Origin of the sequence: Actinomadura rubrisoli (assembly GCF_004349215.1) — a bacterium.
GTDB lineage: Bacteria > Actinomycetota > Actinomycetes > Streptosporangiales > Streptosporangiaceae > Spirillospora > Spirillospora rubrisoli.
In genome coordinates this window covers 1-20,450 of record NZ_SMKU01000167.1, presented here as the reverse complement: position 1 = coordinate 20,450, position 20,450 = coordinate 1, and the positions used below count along the sequence as shown (strand labels likewise).

4 protein-coding genes are annotated in these 20,450 nt (G+C 74.9%); all 4 read left to right on the top strand.

What is annotated here, in order from left to right:
- Positions 1 to 55 precede the first annotated feature (55 nt).
- The gene (locus E1298_RS49645) at positions 56 to 12,664 is read left to right on the top strand and encodes a type I polyketide synthase (protein ID WP_243725840.1); all 12,609 of its coding nucleotides are present in this window, start codon (positions 56 to 58) and stop codon (positions 12,662 to 12,664) included.
- A gap of 10 nt (positions 12,665 to 12,674) precedes the next feature.
- A complete protein-coding gene (locus E1298_RS51575) occupies positions 12,675 to 15,752 on the top strand; it encodes a type I polyketide synthase (protein ID WP_131898127.1) in 3,078 nt (1,025 codons plus the stop codon).
- Positions 15,749 to 17,236, top strand: a complete 1,488-nt coding sequence (locus tag E1298_RS27120; RefSeq protein WP_131898125.1) for an FAD-dependent monooxygenase — start codon at positions 15,749 to 15,751, stop codon at positions 17,234 to 17,236. The genes E1298_RS51575 and E1298_RS27120 overlap by 4 nt, the downstream gene beginning before the upstream one ends.
- A 439-nt stretch (positions 17,237 to 17,675) precedes the next feature.
- Positions 17,676 to 20,426 carry a helix-turn-helix transcriptional regulator gene (locus E1298_RS27115; protein ID WP_279499203.1) on the top strand — a complete coding sequence of 917 codons (2,751 nt, stop codon included), beginning with the start codon at positions 17,676 to 17,678 and terminating at the stop codon, positions 20,424 to 20,426.
- Positions 20,427 to 20,450: the final 24 nt, after the last annotated feature.

Below are 20,450 nucleotides of genomic sequence, written 5' to 3'. Positions count from 1 at the left end.
GTCCGAGGACGTCGCGCAGGGGGTCGCCTCGGGACGGGCCGGGCGGAACGTGTTCGTGTTCCCCGGGCAGGGCTCGCAGTGGGCCGGGATGGGAGTGGCGCTCGCCGCCGCCTCCCCGGTGTTCGCGGCGAAGCTGCGCGAGTGCGAGCGGGCCCTGAAGCCCTTCGTCGACTGGTCGCTCACCGAGGCGCTCGGCGACAAGGCGCTCCTGGAGCGGGTGGACGTGGTGCAGCCCGCGCTGTTCGCGGTGATGGTGTCGCTGGCGGAGCTGTGGCGGGCGCACGGGGTGGAGCCGCACGCCGTGGTCGGGCACTCCCAGGGCGAGATCGCCGCCGCGCACGTCGCCGGGATCCTGTCGCTGGAGGACGCAGCCCGGGTGGCGGCGCTGCGGTCCAAGGCGCTGACCGGGCTCGCCGGGCAGGGGGCGATGGCGCAGGTCGCCGTCCCGGCCGAGCGGGCCGAGGAGGCGGCGCGGCGGTTCGGCGGACGGGTCGGCGTCGCGGCCGTCAACGGGCCGGACGCGACCGTGATCTCCGGGACGGTCGAGGCCGTCGCGGAGCTGTCGGCCGAGCTGGAGGGCGAGGGGGTGCGCGTCCGGCGGATCCCGGTGGACTACGCCTCCCACTCGCCGCAGGTCGCCGCGATCGAGGACGAGCTGCTGGAGCTGCTCGCGCCGATCCGTCCGGGCGAGGCGCGGATCCCGTTCCACTCGACGGTCACCGGCGAGGTCGCGGACGGGACCGGCCTGGACGCGGCGTACTGGTACCGGAACCTGCGCCGGCCCGTGCTGCTGCGGCCGACGATCTCCGCGCTGGCCGCCGCCGGGCACACGCACTTCCAGGAGGTCTCGCCGCATCCGGTGCTGACCGGCGCGCTGCACGACACGCTCGCCGACGAGGCGGTCACGGTCGGCACGAGCCTGCGGCGGGACCGGGGCGCGCTCGCCGACTTCCACTCCGCGCTCGGCCAGGTCCACGTGCAGGGCGTGGCCGTCGACTGGACGGCCGTGATCCCCGGCGGCGAGCGGGCCGAGCTGCCGACCTACCCGTTCGCGCGGGAGCGGTACTGGCTGCGCCGCCCGTCCGGCGGTGACGTCACCTCCGCGGGGCTCGGCGCGGCCGACCACCCGCTGCTGACGGCGGTCCTGGAGCTGGCAGACGGCGGCCTGGTGCTCACCGGCAAGGCCACTCCCGCCGAGCACGCGTGGCTGGCCGGGCACTCGGTGCTCGGCACCGCGCTGCTGCCGGGCACCGCCCACGTGGACCTGGCGCTGCACGCGGCCGACCTGGTGGGCTGCGGGACGGTCGAGGAGCTGACGCTGGAGACCCCGCTGATCACCTCCGGGCCCGCGCTGCGGCTGCGGGTCTCGGTCGGCGGGCCCGACGAGCACGGCCGGCGGAGCCTGGAGATCCACTCCCGGCCGCACGCGCCGATCCTGGAGGCCGCTCCCGGCTGGACCAGGCACGCCGTCGGCACCCTGCTGCCCGGCGAGCCGGCCGCGTCCCCGTCCGGACGGCTGCTGCCGCCCGCCGACGCGGTGGCGCTGGACACCGCCGGGCTGTACGAGCGGCTGGCGGAGTCCGGGGTCGGCTATGAGGCGGTCTTCCGCGGGCTGCGCTCGGTCTGGCGGGACGGCGGCGACCTGTACGCCGACGTCGAGCTGACCGGCGACGCCGCCGGGCACGCCCTGCACCCGGTGCTGCTGGACGCCGCGCTCCAGGCCCGGTTCATCGAGGCGACGGCGACGGGCGCGGAGACGGGCACGATCGACCTGCCGTTCGCCTGGAGCGGCGTGCGGCTGCACGCGAGCGGGGCGACCGAGCTGCGGGTGCTGATCTCCGCGCTGCCCGGCGGCGGGTTCTCGGTGCTGGCCGCCGACCCGTCCGGCGCGCCCGTGTTCGCCGCCGATTCGGTCGCGACCCGGCCGGTCGACCCCGAGCGGCTCGCCGTGGTGCGGGAGGCCCCGGCCGCCGAGCCCGTGCGGGTCAGGACCCGGGCGCGGGCGGCCGTCGCCGGGGACACCGCGCTGGCCGAACGGCTGGCGGAGCTGCCCGAGGCCGACCGCGTCCGGCTGCTGCGCGACCTGGTCCGCACGCACGCGGCGGCGGTCCTCGGCCACGGCGCGTCCGCCGGGATCGGGGCGGACCAGGCGTTCAAGGAGCTCGGCTTCGACTCGCTGACCGGCGTGCGGCTGCGCAACCGGCTGACCTCGGCGACCGGCGTCAAGCTGCCCGCCACGCTGGTGTTCGACCATCCGACGACGGCGGCCGTCGCGGCGCACCTGCTCGCCGAGCTGTCGGGCGACCTGCCGGCAGGCGGCGCGGCGGTGCGCAGGACGACCGCGTCGGACGAGCCGATCGCAGTGGTCTCGATGGGCTGCCGCTACCCGGGCGGGGTGGCCTCGCCGGACGACCTGTGGCGGATCGTCTCGTCCGGCGAGGATGTGATGGGGCCCTTCCCCACCGACCGCGGCTGGGATCTCGACGCCCTCTACGACCCCGACCCGGACCATCCGACGACCACCTACACGCGGCACGGCGGCTTCGTCCACGACGCCGCCGAGTTCGACGCGGCGTTCTTCGGCATGTCCCCGCGCGAGGCCCTCGCCACCGACCCGCAGCAGCGCCTGCTGCTCCAGACCGCGTGGGAGACCTTCGAGCGCGGCGGCATCGACCCGCTCGCGCTGCGCGGCAGCCGCACCGGCGTCTTCGCCGGACTGATCTACACCGACTACGGGGGCCGGTTCACCCCGCCCGCCGATCTGGAGGGCTACATCGGGACGGGCAGCGCGGGCAGCATCGTGTCCGGCCGCGTCTCCTACGTCTTCGGTTTCCAGGGCCCGGCCGTCTCGGTGGACACGGCCTGCTCGTCGTCGCTGGTCGCGATGCACATGGCGGCCCGGTCGCTGCGGGACGGCGAGTGCGACCTGGCGCTCGCGGGCGGCGTCGCGATCATGTCGACGCCCGCGATGTACGTGCACTTCGCGCGGCAGCGCGGGCTGTCCCCCGACGGCCGATGCAAGGCGTTCTCCGCCGGTGCCGACGGGACGGGGTTCTCCGAGGGCGCGGGCCTGGTGCTGCTGGAGCGGCTGTCGGACGCGCGCCGCAACGGCCACCAGGTCCTCGCGGTCCTGAAGAGCTCGGCCGTCAACCAGGACGGGGCGAGCAACGGCCTGACCGCGCCGAACGGCCCCGCGCAGCAGCGCGTCATCCGGCAGGCGCTCGCCGACGCCCGGCTGTCGCCCGCCGACGTGGACGCGGTCGAGGCGCACGGCACCGGCACGACGCTGGGCGACCCGATCGAGGCGCAGGCGCTGCTGGCGACGTACGGGCAGGACCGCGAGGAGCCGCTGTGGCTCGGCTCGGTGAAGACGAACATCGGGCATACCCAGGCCGCCGCCGGGGTCGCCGGGGTCATCAAGATGGTCATGGCGATGCGGCACGGCACGCTTCCCCAGACCCTGCACGCCGACGAGCCGTCCCCGCACATCGACTGGGACGCCGGGGCGGTCCGGCTGCTCACCGAGCCGAAGGAGTGGCCGGACGGCGGGCGCCCGCGCCGTGCGGCGGTATCGGCGTTCGGGATCAGCGGCACGAACGCCCACGTGATCCTGGAGCAGGCTCCGGAGCAGGCGGCCGTCAAGGCCGCGCAGGCGCCGCCGGTCATGCCGTGGCTGCTGTCGGCCCGGTCCCCGGAGTCGCTGCGCGAGCAGGCGCGGCTGCTCGCGGAGGGCGATCTGGATCTCGCCGAGGCGGGGCGGTCGCTGGCGACGGCGAGGGCGCGACTGGACGTGCGGGCGGCGGTGTTCGGCACCGGCCGGGACGAGCTGCTGGCCGGGCTGCGGGCGCTCGCCGACGATCAGCCGTCGCCATGGCTGGTGCAGGGGACGGCGGGCGGCGGGAAGACGGCGTTCCTTTTCTCGGGTCAGGGTTCGCAGCGGCTGGGAATGGGACGCGAACTGCACGCTGCGTTCCCCGTCTTCGCCGAAGCCTTCGACGAAGCCTTGGAACTCCTCGAACCCGGGCTGCGCGAGGTCATGTGGGGCGACGACGCGGCACTCCTGGACCAGACCATCCACACCCAACCCGCCCTGTTCGCCTTCCAAACCGCCCTCTACCGACTCCTCACCCACTTCGGGCTGCGACCGGACAGCCTGATCGGGCATTCCATCGGCGAACTCACCGCCGCACATGCCGCCAGCGTGCTGTCACTCCGCGACGCCTGCGCCCTGGTCACAGCACGCGCCCGACTCATGCAAAGCGCACCCGACCACGGAACCATGGCCGCCATCCAGGCGACGCCAGACGAGATCATCCTGCCCGAGGGCGTCAACATCGCCGCGATCAACGCACCCGGCTCACTGGTCATCTCCGGAGACCCCGACGCAGTCAGCGAACTCGTTCAGCACTGGACGGAGCAGGGACGCAAAACGCAGGCCCTGAAAGTCAGCCACGCCTTCCACTCCCCCCACATGGACCCGATCCTGGACGAATTCCGGGCCACCGCCGAAACCATCACCCACCACGCCCCCACCATCCCCGTCATCTCCAATATCGACTGCCAGCCGGTCGAGGAATTCACCGCCGACTACTGGACCCGGCACCTGCGCGGCACCGTCCGCTTCGCCGACGGCACCGCCACCCTCGACAACAACGGCACCACCACCTACCTCGAACTCGCACCACAAGCCGTCCTCACCCCACTCGTCCGCACCACCCTCCCCGACGACAGGCTCGTCCTTCCAGCGCTCCGCCGCGACCGACCCGAACCGGTGACCGTCACGGCCGCGCTCGCCGAAGCCCACTGCCACGGCACCGACATCGACTGGCAGGCGTTCTTCGGACCCGGCCGCAGCACTCTGCACGCCGCCCTGCCCACTTATGCCTTCCACAAGGACCGGTACTGGCTCATCGAGCCTCCCGGCAGGTCGGGCGATCCCGGCGGGTTCGGTCTCAGCGCCGCCGACCATCCCGTCCTGCGCGCGGCCACGCGCCATCCCGACCGGGACGAGCTGCTGCTGACCGGCTCCCTGTCGGTCGCGGCCCAGCCCTGGCTGCCCGACCACGCCATCGGCGGGACGCCGATCCTGCCGGGCACCGCGTTCCTCGACCTGGCGCTGCACGCCGCCGCCGAGGCGGGTGAGGAGGGTGTGACCGAGCTCGCCCTCGAAGCGCCGCTGCCCGTCCCCGCGACGGGTTCGGTCCAGATCCAGGTGATCGTCGAGGGAGCGACCGGGGACGGCCGCCCCTTCGCGATCCACTCGCGCCAGGGCGACGCCCCCTGGACCCGGCACGCGGGCGGGTTCCTCGGCCGCGTGGCCGCTCCGGCCCCGGCGGCCGGAGACTGGCCCCCGGAACAGGCCCGGCCGCTGGAGCTCACCGACCCCTACGCCCGGCTCGCCGCCGACGGCTACGCCTACGGGCCGTCCTTCCAGGGGCTGCGCGCCGCCTGGCGGGACGGCGACACCGTCTGCGCCGAGGTGGCGCTGCCCGGCGACCCGCCGGTCGAGGGCCACACCCTGCATCCGGCGCTGCTCGACGCGGCCCTGCACGCCCTGCTGCTGGACGGCTCCTCCGACGAGGGGCTCCGGCTGCCGTTCACCTGGTCCGGCGTCCGGCTGCACGCCACCGAGGCGCGGTCCCTCCGCGTCCGGATCTCCCCGGCGGGCCCCGGCGCCGTGCAGGTCACCACGACCGACCCGTCCGGCGCCCCCGTCCTCACCGCCGAGGCGCTGACCATGCGCCCGGTGACGCTCACGGCTCCGTCCCTCACCGGCGACGCCCTCTTCGCCGTGGACTGGACCCCGCTGCCCGCCGCCCCCGCCGACACCCCGTGGAGCCTCCTGGACGAGCCCGCCGCCGAGGTTCCCGGGACGCTCGTGCACCTCGCGGGAGGCGTCGACGGCCCGTGGCCGGCCGCGCCCGCCCGCACCCTGGCGGCGCTGCGGCGCTGGCTGGAGGACGAACGGCTCGCCGACAGCCGCCTGGTCGTGCTCACCCACGACGCGATTGCGGCCCTTCCCGGCGACACCGTCGGCGACCTCGGCGGCGCGAGCGTCTGGGGCCTGGTCCGGTCGGCCCAGTCCGAGCATCCGGGCCGCATCCTGCTGGTCGACACCGACGCGCCCGACCGCCCCGAGCAGGCGGTGGCCCTGGTCCTCGGCTCGGGCGAACCCCAGCTCGCCGTCCGCGACGGCGAGCCCTACGCGCCCCGCCTCGTCCGGGCCTCCGCCGAGACCGTCCCGGCGGGGGACGGGTTCGGGGAAGGCACCGTGCTGGTCACCGGCGGGACCGGCGCGCTCGGCAGGCGCGTCGCCCGGCACCTGGTGGCCGAGCACGGGGTGCGGCGTCTGCTGCTGGTCAGCAGGAGCGGGCCGGGCGCGGACGGGGCGGGCGAGCTCGTGGACGAGCTGTCCGGGCTGGGCGCGGAGGTCGAGGTCGTCGCGTGCGACACCGGTGACCGGGAGGCGCTCGCCGGGGTGCTGACCGGCGTGGAGCTCACGGCGGTCGTGCATCTGGCCGGGACGACCGATGACGCGGTCGTCGCCTCGCTGACCGCCGAGCGGCTGGAGGCGGTGCTGGAGGCGAAGGCCGTGTCGGCCTGGAACCTGCACGAGCTGACCCGGGAGAACGGGCTGTCGGCGTTCGTCCTGTTCTCCTCGGCCGCCGCGACGTTCGGCGGCCCCGGCCAGGGCAACTACGCCGCCGCCAACGCCTTCCTCGACGGGCTCGCCGCGCACCGGCGCGCGCTGGGCCTGCCCGGCACGTCCCTCGCGTGGGGGCTGTGGGAGGGCGGCGGCGGGATCACCGGCGGCCTGCGCGAGGAAGACCTGCTGCGCCTGCGGCGCGGCGGTATCCTGCCCATCCCCGGACCGCAGGCGCTGGCGCTGTTCGACGCGGGCGTCGCGCACCCGGCCGCCGCGCTCGTCCCGGTCAGGCTCGACCTGCCCGCGCTGCGCGCCGGGGCGCGGGCCGGCGCCGAGGTGCCCGCGATCCTGTCGCGGCTGGTCCCGCGGGGGCCGCGCCGCGCGGCGGGAGCGGACGCGGGCGGCTCCGACCTGGCGGCGCGGCTCGCCGGACTCGGCGAGGAGGAGGGGCGCAGACTGCTCGCCGAGACGGTGGCGGGCGGGGTCGCTGTCGTGCTCGGGCACGGCTCCGCGTCGGCCGTCCAGGCGGCGCGGGCCTTCAAGGACCTGGGGTTCGACTCGCTGACGGCGGTGGAGCTGCGCAACCGGCTGACCGCGGCCACCGGGGTCCGGCTGCCCGCGACGCTGGTGTTCGACCACCCGACGCCGGAGGCGGTCGCCGGATACCTCTACGAGCGGCTCGCCGGGACGGCGGCGCCGGTCGCGGCGGCCGTCGCGGCGGCCCCCTCGGACGAGCCGATCGCGATCGTCGCGATGGGCTGCCGGTACCCGGGCGGCGTCTCCTCGCCCGAGGAGCTGTGGCGGCTGGTGGCGACCGGGACGGACGCGGTCGGCGAGTTCCCGTCCGACCGGGGCTGGGACGCCGAGGCGCTCTACCACCCCGACCCCGACCACCTCGGGACGACCTACTCCACGCAGGGCGGCTTCCTCTACGACGCGGCGCGGTTCGACGCGGCGTTCTTCGGGATGTCGCCGCGCGAGTCGCTGGCCACCGACCCGCAGCAGCGGCTGCTGCTGGAGACCGCGTGGGAGACGTTCGAGCGGGCCGGGATCGACCCCGCGGGGCTGCGCGGCTCCCGGACCGGGGTGTTCGCCGGGATCATGTACGACGACTACGGCTCGCGGCTGCTGGAGCGCACGCCGGAGGGCTTCGAGGGGTTCATCGGGACGGGCAGCGCCGGGAGCGTGGCGTCCGGGCGGCTGTCGTATGTGTTCGGGCTCGAAGGCCCGGCGATCACCGTCGACACCGCGTGCTCGTCGTCGCTGGTGGCCGTCCATCTGGCGGCGCGGGCGCTGCGGCAGGGTGAGTGCGATCTGGCGCTGGCGGGCGGCTCGACCGTCATGGCCACGCCGGGGATCTTCATCGAGTTCAGCCGCCAGCGCGGTCTGGCCCCGGACGGGCGGTGCAAGGCGTTCTCGGCGGACGCGAACGGCACCGGCTGGGGTGAGGGCACCGGCCTGCTGTTGCTGGAGAAGCTGTCGGACGCGCGCCGCAACGGACACCGCGTCCTGGGCGTGATCCGAGGCTCCGCCGTCAACCAGGACGGCGCCAGCAACGGCCTCACCGCACCCAACGGCCCCTCCCAGCAACGCGTCATCCAAGCCGCACTCGCCGACGCCCGGCTCACCCCGACGGAGATCGACGCGGTCGAAGCGCACGGCACCGGCACGACGCTGGGCGACCCGATCGAAGCGCAGGCGCTGCTGGCGACGTACGGGCAGGACCGCGAGGAGCCGCTGCGGCTCGGCTCGATCAAGTCCAACCTCGGCCACACCCAAGCCGCCGCCGGAGTCGCCGGAATCATCAAAATGATCATGGCGATGCGGCACGGCACCCTCCCCAAAACCCTGCACGCCGACGAGCCGTCCCCGCACATCGACTGGGACTCGGGCGCGGTCCGGCTGCTGACCGAACCAGAGAACTGGCCGGAAACCGGACACCCACGCCGCGCCGCGGTCTCCTCCTTCGGCATCAGCGGCACCAACTCCCACATCATCATCGAGCAGGCACCCGAGGAGCCGGAGATCCCGGCCGGGGCGGCCCCGACCGCGGCGGCACCGGCCGTCGTGCCGTGGCCGGTCTCGGCGAAGACCGAGGCGGCGCTGCGCGACCAGGCCCGCCGGCTGCTCACCTTGGACGACGCCGATCCCGCCGACGTGGGACGCGCGCTCGCCACATCCCGCGCCCGGATGGAGCACTACGCGGTCGTTACGGGCGCGGACCGGGACGAGCTGCTGGCCGGGTTGACGGCGCTGGCCGAAGGCCGTGGCGCTCCGAACCTGCGCCAGGGCCGGGTCGTTGGAGGCGGGAAGACGGCGTTCCTGTTCTCGGGTCAGGGCTCGCAGCGGCTCGGAATGGGACGCGAACTGCACGCCGCGTTCCCCGTCTTCGCCGAAGCCTTCGATGAGGCGCTGGAACTCCTCCAACCCGGGCTGCGCGAGGTCATGTGGGGCGACGATGCGGCGCTCCTGGATCAGACCATCCACACCCAGCCCGCCCTGTTCGCCTTCCAAACCGCCCTCTACCGGCTCCTCACCCACTTCGGGCTGCGACCGGACAGCCTGATCGGGCATTCCATCGGCGAACTCACCGCCGCACATGCCGCCAGCGTCCTGACACTCCACGACGCCTGCGCCCTGGTCACAGCACGCGCCCGACTCATGCAAAGCGCACCCGACCACGGAACCATGGCCGCCATCCAAGCCACACCAGACGAGATCACCCTGCCCGAGGGCGTCAACATCGCCGCGATCAACGCACCCGGCTCACTGGTCATCTCCGGAGACCCCGACGCGGTCAGCCAACTCGTTCAGCACTGGACCGAGCAGGGACGCAAAACGCAGGTCCTGAAGGTCAGCCACGCCTTCCACTCCCCCCACATGGACCCGATCCTGGACGAATTCCAGGCCACCGCCGAAACCATCACCCACAACACCCCCACCATCCCCGTCATCTCCAACCTCGACGGCCAACCCGTCACACAATTCACCGCCGACTACTGGACCCGGCACCTGCGCGGCACCGTCCACTTCGCCGACGGCACCACCACCCTCGACAACAACGGCACCACCACCTACCTCGAACTCGCACCACAAGCCGTCCTCACCCCACTCATCCGCACCACCCTCCCCGACGACAGGCTCGTCCTCCCCACCCAACGCTGCGACCGGCCCGGACCAGAGACCCTCGCAGCCGCGCTCGCCGAAGCCCACTGCCACGGCACCGACATCGACTGGCAAGCGTTCTTCGGACCAGGCCGCCCGGTCGACCTGCCGGTCTACGCCTTCCAGCGCCAGCCCTACTGGCTGGACACCGTCGCCCCGGCCGCCGACCTGGGCAGCGCCGGTCTGGACGTCCCGGACCACCCGTTCCTCGACGCGTCCGTCGCGCTCGCCGGGGACGCGGGGACGGTCCTCACCGGCGCGGTCTCCCTCGACGGCCATCCCTGGCTGGCCGACCACGCCGTCCACGGCGCGACCCTGCTGCCCGCCACCGCCTTCCTCGACCTGGCCCTGACCGCCGGTGCCACCACCGGCACCCCCCGGGTCACCGAGCTGGAGCTGCGCGAGCCGCTGATCCTTCCTCCGGCCGGGGCCGTCCGGCTCCAGGTGGTCGTCGGCGCGCCCGACGCCACGGGGCTGCGGCCCGTGGACATCCACTCCCGTCCACACGGCGAGGACGACTGGACGCACCACGCCCACGGCACCCTCGCCCCGGCGGCTCCCGCCGCACCCGACCCGGCGACGGCCTGGCCGCCGCCGGGCGCCGATCCGGTCGCGCTGGCCGACGCACTCGCGCCGATGGAGGCCGCCGGAGCCGCCTACGGCCCCGCCTTCCAGGGCCTGCGCGCCGCCTGGCGCGACGGCGACACCCTCTACTCCGAGGTGGCGCTGCCCGATGGCGCCGACCCGGCCGGGTTCCTCGTCCACCCCGCGCTCCTGGACGCCTGCCTGCACGTCCTCGGCCTGTTCCAGGACTCGGCCGACCCCCGCCTGCCGGTGGCCTGGAGCGGTGTCGCCGCCCATGCCGGCGGCGCGGCGGCCGTGCGCGTCCATGCCGAGCGGACGGGCCCCGACACGGTCGCCATCGCGGTCACCGACACCTCCGGCGCCCCGGTCCTCACCGTCGACGCCCTCACCGTCCGCGCGATCGGCCGGGCCCAGCTGCCCTCGGCGCGTCCCGACTCCCTCTTCGTGCTCGATTGGATCCCCGTCCACCCGGCGGAGCCCGTCCCGGCCCAGTGGACCGTCCTCGGACCCGATGTCCACGGCCTCGGTTCCGGTGAACCGGATCTCGCCGCGCTCGTCGCGGCGATCGACGCCGGGGCGCCGGTTCCCGCGACCGTCCTGGCGGCGTGCGCGCTGCCCGGGCCGGACGCCACCGTCGCCGCCGTGCACGAGGCGGCGGAGGCGGCGCTGGCGCTGGTCCAGGGATGGCTGGCCGAGGAGCGGTTCGCCAGGAGCAGGCTGGTGCTGGTCGGCCGGCGTGCGGTGGCCGTGACGGCCGGCGAGGAGGTCGGCGGGCTGGCCGCCGCCGCGGTCTGGGGCCTGGTCCGGGCGGCCGAGTCGGAGAATCCGGGGCGGTTCGTCCTGCTCGACACCGACGGGTCCGCCGGGCCCGGGACGGTCGCGGCGGCGCTGGCCTCCGGCGAGCCGCAGGTCGCGGTGCGGGGGGACCGGGTCTTCGCGGCCCGCCTCGCGCGGGTCCCGGCCGCGCCCGCCCGGCAGACGGCGTTCGACCCGGACGGAACCGTGCTGATCACCGGCGGGACGGGCGCGCTCGGCGCGCTGCTGGCCCGGCATCTGGTCGCCGAGCACGGCGTGCGCAGGCTGCTGCTGACCGGGCGGCGCGGGCCGGACGCGCCCGGCGCCGCCGAGCTCGCCGCCTCGCTGGACGCCGAGGTCGAGGTGGCGGCGTGCGACGTCGCCGACCGGGACGCGCTCGGCGCGCTCCTCGCCGGCATACCGGCGGACCGGCCGCTCACCGCCGTGGTGCACGCGGCGGGAGTGATCGACGACGCGACGATCGGGTCGCTCGGGCCGGACCGGCTGCACGCGGTGCTGCGGCCCAAGGTCGACGCGGCCTGGACGCTGCACGAGCTGACCCGGGGCCACGACCTGGCCGCGTTCGTCCTGTTCTCCTCGGCGGCGGGCACCACCGGCAACCCCGGCCAGGGCAACTACGCCGCCGCCAACGCCTTCCTCGACGCGCTCGCCCTGCACCGCGCGTCGCTGGGGCTGCCCGGAACATCCCTCGGGTGGGGCATGTGGGCCCCCGACGGCGGCATGGCGGCGAGCCTGGACGAGGCCGACCTGGCCCGTGCCCGGCGCGGCGGGATCGTGCCGCTGAGCGCGGCGGAGGGGCTGGCGCTCTTCGACACCGCGCTCGGACGGGACGAGGCCGCGCTGCTGCCCGCCCGGGTCGACCTCGCCGCGCTGCGCGTCCAGGCCGAGGCGGGCACCCTCCCGCCGCTCTACCGGGGCCTGGCCGGGGCGCCCGCCCGCGCCGCCGCGCCGCCCGGCGGGGTGCCGCTGGCGGACCGGCTGGCGGGACTGGACGGGGACGAGCGCCGCGAACTGGTCCTCGGCGTGGTCACCGGCGAGATCGCGGCGGTGCTCGGCCACGCCTCGGCCGCCGAGATCGATCCCTCCCGGGCCTTCACCGAGCTGGGCCTCGACTCGCTGACGGCGGTGGAGCTGCGCAACCGGCTGACCGCGGTGACGGGCCTGAAGCTGACGGCGACCCTCGTGTTCGACCATCCGACCCCCGACGCGATCGCCGCGCATCTCGACGGCGAGCTGGCCCCCGCGGGCGACCCCGACGAGATCCGGTTCCGCCGGCTGCTGGAGTCCGTCCCGTTCGCCCGGCTGAAGGGCACCGGCCTGGTCGAGGCGCTCTACCGGCTGGCCGGGGCCGGCGACCCCGGCGCAGGCGACCCGGATGCCGCCGACGCCGACCTGATCGACGAGCTGGACGTCAACGCCCTGATCCAGCTGGCCCTCGAAACGTCCGAGTGAAGGAGTCCCCATGACGACCGCCGACGAGAAGGTCGTGCGGGCCCTGCGCGCCGCACTCAAGGAGAACGAGCGGCTGCGGCAGGCGTCGCGGCGGCTCGCCGTCCCCGCCACCGGTGACGAGCCGATCGCGATCGTCGCGATGGGCTGCCGCTACCCCGGCGGGGCGGGCACGCCCGAGGAGCTGTGGCGGCTGCTGGCCGACGGCGCCGACGCCATCGGCCCGTTCCCCGCGGACCGGGGCTGGGACGTGGAGGGCCTCTACGACCCCGACCCCGACCGTGCCGGCACCACCTACACCCGGCACGGCGGCTTCCTGGAGGGCGCCGGGGACTTCGACGCCGCGTTCTTCGGCATGTCCCCCCGCGAAGCCCTCGCCACCGACCCCCAGCAACGCCTCCTCCTCGAAGTCGCCTGGGAAACCCTCGAACGCGCCGCCATCGACCCCGCCACCCTCCGCGGCACCCGCACCGGCGTCTACACCGGCGTCATGTACGACGACTACGGGTCGGTCGCCAAGGCCGGCGGGTCGCTCGGCGAGGTCGAGGGGTTCCTGGGCGTCGGCACCGCCGGGAGCGTGGCGTCCGGGCGGATCTCCTACGTGCTGGGCTTGGAGGGCCCGGCCATCACCCTGGACACCGCCTGCTCGTCCTCGCTGGTCGCGATCCACCTGGCCGCGCAGGCGCTCCGCAACGGCGAGTGCGACCTGGCGCTGGCCGGAGGCGTCACCGTCATGGCGACGCCGGGGGTGTTCGTGGAGTTCAGCCGCCAGCGCGGCCTGTCGCCCGACGGCCGGTGCCGGGCGTTCTCCGCCGACGCCGACGGCACCGGCTTCGCCGAGGGCGCCGGGCTGCTGCTGCTGGAACGCCTGTCCGACGCCCGCGCCAACGACCACCCGGTCCTCGCGCTCGTGCGCGGCTCGGCCGTCAACCAGGACGGGGCGAGCAACGGCCTCACCGCGCCGAACGGGCCGTCCCAGCGGCGGGTGATCCAGGCCGCGCTCGCCGCCGGCGACCTCGCCCCCGCCGACGTCGACGCGGTCGAGGGCCACGGCACCGGCACCACGCTCGGCGACCCGATCGAGGCCCAGGCGCTCCTGGACGTCTTCGGGCCGGACCGCGACCGGCCGCTGTGGCTCGGCTCGGTCAAGTCCAACCTCGGCCACACCCAGGCCGCCGCCGGGGTCGCCGGCGTCATCAAGATGGTCATGGCGATGCGGCGCGGCACCCTGCCGCCCACCCTGCACGCCGCCGAGCCCACCCCGCACGCGGACTGGACGGCCGGCCCCGTCCGGCTGCTGACCGAGCCGGTGCCGTGGCCCGGCGGGGAGCGGCCGCGCCGCGCCGGGGTGTCGTCGTTCAGCATCAGCGGCACGAACGCCCACGTCGTCGTCGAGCAGGCGCCCGAGCCCGGGGCGCGGCCCGCCGACCCGGCCCCGCCCGCCACCGTCTGGACGCTGTCGGCCCGGACCGAGGAGGCCCTGCGCGGCCAGGCCGCCCGGCTGCGCGACCACCCGGGGCCGACCGTCGACGTCGCCCGCGCCCTGGCCGCCACCCGCGCCCGGTTCGCCCGGCGCGCCGCGATCGTGTGCGGCGGGCCGGAGGAGAACCGGCGCGCCCTGGACGCGCTGCGCCGGGGCGGGTCCCATCCCGCGCTGGTGCGCGGCGAGGCCGGGCCGCCGGTGCCACTGGCGTTCGTGCTGCCGGGCCAGGGGTCCCAGCTGCCCGGCATGGGACGCGCGCTGTACGAGGCGCACCCGGTGTTCGCCGAGACCCTCGACGCGGTGTTCAAGCACCTCGAACCCGACGTCCAGCCCGTCATGTGGGGCGACGCGCCCGCGCTGCTCAACCAGACCAAGTTCACCCAGCCCGCACTGTTCGCCTTCCAGGTCGCGCTCTACCGGCTGCTGGAGAGCTGGGACATCGTCCCCGACCGCCTCATCGGCCACTCCGTCGGCGAGCTCACCGCCGCCCACCTGTCCGGGGTGTTCTCCCTGGAGGACGCCTGCCACCTGGTCTCGTCCCGGGCCTCGGTCATGCAGAAGGCACCGCCCGGCGGCGCGATGATCGCCGTCCAGGCCCCGGAGCGGGAGGTGGCCGAGAGCATCGCCGCCTACACCGGGCCCGGCCGGGCCGGGCTCGGCGCGGTCAACAGCCCCGGCTCCGCCGTGCTGTCGGGCGACGAGGAGGCCGTCACCGCCATCGCCGAGCAGTGGCGCGAGCGCGGGCGGCGGATCCGGCGGCTGGAGGTCAGCCACGCCTTCCACTCCCAGCACATGGATCCGATCCTGGCCTGCTTCCAGCGGACCGTGGCGGAGGTGGCGGCGGGCGTCCCGCTGATCCCGCTGGTGTCGAACCTGACCGGCGAGATCGCCACCGTCGACGAGCTGCGGTCGCCCGCCCACTGGGCCGGGCTGGTGCGCGGCACCGTCCGGTTCGGGGCGGGCGTCGAGACCCTCCTGCGCCTCGGCACCGGCCGGTTCCTGGAGCTGAGCCCCCGGCCGACGCTGCTCCAGGCGATCGGCGAGACGGCCGGGCGCCGCCGCACCCCGGCGCTGATCCCGGCGCTGCGGCCCGACCTGCCGGAGCCGCAGGCGCTGGCGCGGGCCGTCGCGACCGTCCACGTCGGCGGCGGGCACGTCGACTGGACGCGGTTCCTCGGCCGCGGCCCGCACGCCGACCTGCCGACCTACGCCTTCCAGCGCAAGCGCGCCTGGATCGAGGACGGCCCGCGCCCCACCGGCCCGGCGGTCGCGGTCACCGACGCGGGCGCCGACGCGGGCGCGGAGGAGACCGGCCCCGGCGACCTGCGGGACACGCTGGCCGCCGCCCCGCCGGAACGGCGCGAGACGCTCCTGCTGGACCTGCTGCGCGGGCAGCTCGCGGCCGTCCTCGGCCACGACGAGGCGGTCGGCGCCGACACCGACCTCATGGACCTCGGCCTGACCTCGTTCGCCGCGCTCGAGGTCATGACCCGGCTCAGGACGGCGACCGGGCTCGAACTGTCGCCCGCCGAGCTCTACGACAACCCCACCTCCAGGGCGCTCGCCCGGCATCTCGCCACCACCTTCGCCGAAGGGACCGGAACATGAACGACACTGTGATCATCGCGGGAGCGGGGCCCGCCGGGCTGATGCTCGCCTGCGAGCTCGGCCTGGCCGGGGTCGAGACCGTGGTCGTGGAGCGCACGCCCGAGCCCCGGGTCGACGCGCCCGGCGTCGCCATCAACGCCGGCACCATCGAGCTGCTCGACCAGCGCGGTCTCATGGCCGAGCTGCGGGAGGGCGCGCTGGTGCTGCCCACCGAGCACTTCGGCTTCCTGTTCCTCGACTCGGCCCGGCTGGACCGCCCGCACGAGAACACCGTCCTGATCCTCCAGCCCAAGCTCGAACAGCGGCTGGAGCGCCGGGCCGCGGAGCTCGGCGTGCGGATCCGGCGCGGGACCGAGGTCACCGAGATCCGGCGGACCGCCGAGGGCGTCGAGGTCGGCGTGCGCGGCCCGGCCGGGGACGAGGTGCTGCGCGGCCGCTACCTGGTCGGCTGCGACGGCCGCGACAGCACCGTCCGCACGCTGGCCGGGATCGACTTCCCCGGCGTCGACGCGGTGTTCCACGGGATCGTCGGCGACGTGGAGATCGACGTCGCCGACCTCGGGCCGGGCCAGATCGGGGCCTTCCACCACGCGTCCGGCGGCCACTACCTCGGCGCGCCGCTGGAGCCGGGCGTGCTGCGGATCATGACCGCCGAGTTCGGGGTGGAGCCCCCCGCGGGCGACGTCCCGGTCGGCATGGACGAGCTGAAGGCCGCCACGCTGCGGCTGACCGGTCACGATCTGAAGACCGACACCTTTCGCTGGCTGCGCCGCTACCAGAACACCACCCGCAACGCCGACCGGTACGCCGACGGGCCGGTCTTCCTCGCGGGCGAGGCCGCCCACGTCCACTACCCGTTCAATGGCCAGGGCATCGGCACCGGCGTCCAGGACGCGGTGAACCTCGGCTGGAAGCTCGCCGCGACCCTCCAGGGCTGGGCGCCGGCCGGGCTGCTCGACACCTACCACGCCGAGCGGCACCCGGCCGGGGCGGCGGCGTGCGCGAACGTCCGGGCGCAGGTGGCGCTGTGCCACCCTCCCGAGGCGGTGGCCCCGCTGCGCGAGATCTTCGCCACGCTCGCGTCGTTCGAGGAGGTCAACACCTACCTCATCGAGCTGGTGACCGGGCAGTCGGTCACCTACCCCGCCGCCGAGGGCGCGCACCCGCTGACCGGCCGGCGGCTGCCGCACGTGCCACTCACCGTCGACGGCGCGGACAGCGGGACGGCCGCGCTGCTGCGGCCCGGCCGCGGGACCCTGCTCGACCTCACCGGCGGCCGGTCGGCGCCGGCGACGGCGTACGCCGCGCTCGCCGAGGGCTTCCGGGTGGACGTGCGGGCCGCCGCGCCGTCCCGGCACATCGCGGCCGAGACCGTCCTGCTCCGGCCGGACGGCCACGTGGCCTGGGCCGCCGGGGACGGCAAGGACCTCGACGGGCTGGACGCCGCGCTCCGCGCCTGGTTCGGCGCGCCCGCCGGCGGCTGAGCCCGGAACCGGAATACGGCCTCTCTGGAATTCGACGGCCCCTTCGCTTCCCGAAGGGGCCGTTGACACTTTTACTGACCGGATTCGGTCAGTTATGTCACCCTCACTCCACGCCAAACACCCTGCTTAGCGGCCATGACTTGGCGGGGGTCCGCCGTATTGTTCCACCTGCCGCCCCATTCCGGGGTCCATTCACCCAATGTAACTTTGCATTGACTGCGGGCTCCTACCCCCAAGACCGCCGCTCCAGTATATTGTGGTAGCGGAGCGATCTTCTTGCACTCACTCGGGGGCGTGGCAAGCCAGCGCGGGCACGGACGGGGGTCCTGAGCCGTGAAGGTCATCAGCAAAGATCCGGCCACCATTCTTTGATCCGTGCTCGAAATTGACCAGGAACCAACCACATCCTGCATGTCACTGATCGGGGAACGGTGTCACAGTGGTTTTCGTTGAACGCGACAAGGAAGTAATGCAATGGGAGGAGGCCCGCCAGGCCAGTGCTCTAGGGCACTGCCAGGTGGTTCTCATAGACGGGCCGGTCGGCGGGGGCAAGACCGAGCTGCTGCACACCGTCACCGAGCGTGTGGCCCGGCAGGACGCCGTGGTCCTCACCGCGCTCGGCTCCGCCGCCGGCGCCCTGGTGCCCTGCGGGGTGCTGAGCCAGCTGTTCCGGCCCGTCCAGGCGCCGCCGGACAGCACCGAGACCGTCTCGCGGATGTTCGACATCGTCACGTCCGGGTGGCCGCGGGGGGCCACCGACGAGCCGGTGCCGCTCCAGGTCCTCTTCGAGCTCAGCGCGCATCTGCTGGAGCTCACCACCCGGCATCCCGTGATCATGCTCGTCGACGACGTCCAGCACGCCGACCCGCCGTCCCTGCACACCCTGCTGTTCCTCATGCGCAGGCTGCGCTCGGCCCGCCTGCTCATCGCGCTGGCCGAACCCGAGCACGGCCTGCGCCACAACGCGATCTTCCGGACGGAGCTGCTGCGCCACCCCGGGTTCCGCCGGATCAGGCTGGAGCCGCTGTCGCCGGAGAGCGTGGGGCTCATCATGGCCGAGCACCTGGGGACCGAGCCCCAGGACCTGCGGGAGTACCACGCGATGTCCGGCGGCAACCCGCTGCTGACCAGGGCGCTCGCCGACGACCTCTCGGTGGCGGCGGGCGGCGGCGACCCCGTGTGCGGCGAGGAGGCGGTGGCGGGCGGCTCCTTCACCCAGGCCGTCCTCGCCTGCCTGCACCGGGGCACCGCCTCCATGCTCGCGGTGGCCCGGACCCTCGCGGTGTTCGACGACCCCTGCTCCCCCGAGACCCTCGGCCAGTTCCTGGACCTGCCCCCGACCATCACCGCGCAGGCGCTCAACGACCTGTCGAGCGCGGGCCTCATCATCGGCGAGCGGCTGCGCCACCACACGATCCGCGACGCCGTCCTCAGCGACCTGACGGCGACCGAACGCGCCGACCTGCACCGCCGCGCCGCCCGGCTGGCCCACCGCCTGGGCGACCCCGTCACCCGGATCGCCGAGCATCTCGTCGCGGCCGGGCACTGCGACGAGAGCTGGGCCGTCGCCACCCTGCGCGCCGCCGCCCAGACGGCGATCCACGACGACCAGACCAAGACCACGATCAAGATCCTTGAGCTGACGCTGCGCGCCGACCTGACCGGCAAGGAGCGGCTCGCCGTCACCATGCAGCTGCTGCGGGCGGACTGGCGGCTCAACCCCGCCGCGTCCGCCCGGCACCTCGCCCCCCTCGTCCAGGCGTTCGAGGACGGCCTGCTCCAGCTCCACCAGACGATCACCCTGGTCAAGTTCCTGCTCTGGCACGGCAGGCTCCAGGAGACCGCCGACATCCTGGACGCCCTGAAGCCCGACGACGTCACCACCCCCGAGGCCCAGGCCGAGCTGGCCCTTCTCGAATGCTGGCTGGCGACGACCTACCCGTCGCTGGTCGGCCGCCTGCCGCTCCCCGCGCAGAACGCCCCGGCCGTCACCGGGCGGCTCCGCACCCGGATCAGGGCCGCCGAACTGCTCGCCGAGGTCCTGTCGGGCCGGACCGGCGCCGACCTGGCGCACGACGCCAAGCAGTTCCTGCACCAGGTGCCCCTTGAGGACTCCTCACTCGAACTGATCGAGGCCGGCCTGTCCACCCTGACCTACCTGGACCGGGCGGGCACCGCCGCCGCGCTCTGCGACCCGCTGCTGAAGGAGGCCGCCAAGCGCGCGATCCCGACCTGGACGGCCCTGCTGTCCGCCAAGCGCGCCCAGATCGCGCTCCGCCAGGGCGACCCGGCGGGCGCGGCGCGGCACGCCAGAGCCGCCCTGTCCTTCGTCTCGGCGGAGGGCTGGGGAATGACGGCCGCCGCGCCGCTGGCCAGCCTCGTCCTGGCCCTGACCATCCTCGGCCGCCAGGACGAGGCCGGCGCCCTGCTGCTCAACCGCCCGATGACCGAGATCGCCCAGAACAGCCGGTTCGGCCTGCACTACCTGCACGCCAGGGGCCGCCACCACCTCGCGGTCCACCGCCACCACGCCGCGCTGGCCGACTTCCTCAACTGCGGCGAGCTCATGACCCGCTGGGACCTCGACCTGCCCGCGCTCATCCCCTGGCGCTCGGAGGCGGCGACCGTGCTGCTGCGCCTCGGCGACCGCGAGCAGGCCGCCCGGCTGGCCGGCGAGCAGCTCGCCAAGGCCGGCCCGGAGTGGTCGCGCTGCCGCGGCGTGTCCCTGCGCGTCCTGGCCAACGCCTCCAGCGTCGAGCGCCGCCCGCCGCTGCTCCAGGAGGCGATCACGATCCTCGGCGAGCACGACGACCCGCTGGAACTGGCCCACGCCTGCGCCGACCTGGCGACGGCCTACCAGTCCCTGGACGACCTCGACCGGTCCCGGCAACTGCTCGACCGGGCCGTCCGGCTCGCGGACGAATGCCAGGCCCGGCCACTGCGCGACGCCCTCAAGAACCAGCGTTCCACGCAGTCCGAGCCCTTCACCGAACCCTGCCCGACACTCAGCGGCGCCGAACTGCGGGTGGCGACACTGGCCGCCGAGGGCCGCACCAACCGCGAGATCTCGCTGGCCCTCTTCATCACCGTGAGCACGGTCGAGCAGCACCTCACCCGCGTCTACCGCAAACTCAAGGTCCGCACCCGCGCCGACCTACGCCGCCACCTGAGCACCACCTCATCCTGCTGACCCCCACCGCCGACCCCACAGGGC

Bases quoted from the DNA above. Each gene is read 5' to 3' on its own strand.
- E1298_RS27120 (WP_131898125.1), top strand. From the start codon at position 15,749: ATGAACGACACTGTGATCATCGCGGGAGCGGGGCCCGCCGGGCTGATG.
- E1298_RS51575 (WP_131898127.1), top strand. From the start codon at position 12,675: ATGACGACCGCCGACGAGAAGGTCGTGCGGGCCCTGCGCGCCGCACTC.